This is a genomic window from Paenibacillus taichungensis (genome assembly GCF_013359905.1).
Taxonomy (GTDB): Bacteria; Bacillota; Bacilli; order Paenibacillales; family Paenibacillaceae; genus Paenibacillus; species Paenibacillus taichungensis.
Map to the genome: position 1 here is coordinate 1 of NZ_JABMCC010000095.1, position 602 is coordinate 602.

At 52.7% G+C, this 602-nt stretch carries 4 tRNA genes and 1 rRNA gene; all 5 read right to left on the reverse strand.

Going from position 1 to position 602, the window contains the following annotated elements:
- Positions 1 to 59: 59 nt before the first annotated feature.
- Positions 60 to 133, reverse strand: a tRNA-Met gene (locus HP548_RS03650).
- 20 nt (positions 134 to 153) lie between these two features.
- Positions 154 to 229, reverse strand: a tRNA-Val gene (locus tag HP548_RS03655).
- Positions 230 to 238: 9 nt separating this feature from the next.
- Positions 239 to 310: transfer RNA gene (locus HP548_RS03660), tRNA-Glu, on the reverse strand.
- Positions 311 to 314: 4 nt separating this feature from the next.
- Positions 315 to 390 (reverse strand) — tRNA-Asn (locus HP548_RS03665).
- Positions 391 to 474: 84 nt separating this feature from the next.
- Positions 475 to 591: ribosomal RNA gene (gene rrf, locus HP548_RS03670) — 5S ribosomal RNA — on the reverse strand.
- Positions 592 to 602: the final 11 nt, after the last annotated feature.

The following is a 602-nucleotide window of genomic DNA, read 5'->3' on the forward strand; positions in this document are numbered from 1 at the left end:
CAGGCATGTTAGGCCAACTACACCACGGTTCCAGATCACTTTCTTGATAGAAAGTATAATTGCGGGGGCAGGATTTGAACCTGCGGCCTTCGGGTTATGAGCCCGACGAGCTACCGGGCTGCTCCACCCCGCGTCGTTATTCAAAAAATGATATGGTGGAGGCTGAGGGGATCGAACCCCCGACCCTCTGCTTGTAAGGCAGATGCTCTCCCAGCTGAGCTAAGCCTCCATGTATAAATGACCCGTAGGGGATTCGAACCCCTGTTACCTCCGTGAAAGGGAGGTGTCTTAACCCCTTGACCAACGGGCCTTAATGGCTCCCCGAACAGGGCTCGAACCTGTGACAACTCGATTAACAGTCGAGTGCTCTACCAACTGAGCTATCAGGGAATACTAAGCATCTGCAGTGCAAATGCAATTCATCGTACAACATCAACATACAAAATCTGTTTTCTATGTAAGATGAAAGAGTTCGCTTGGCGGCGTCCTACTCTCCCAGGACCCTGCGGTCCAAGTACCATCGGCGCTAGAGGGCTTAACGGTCGTGTTCGGGATGGGTACGTGTGGAACCCCTCCGCCATCGCCACCAAACGCATAGCTTA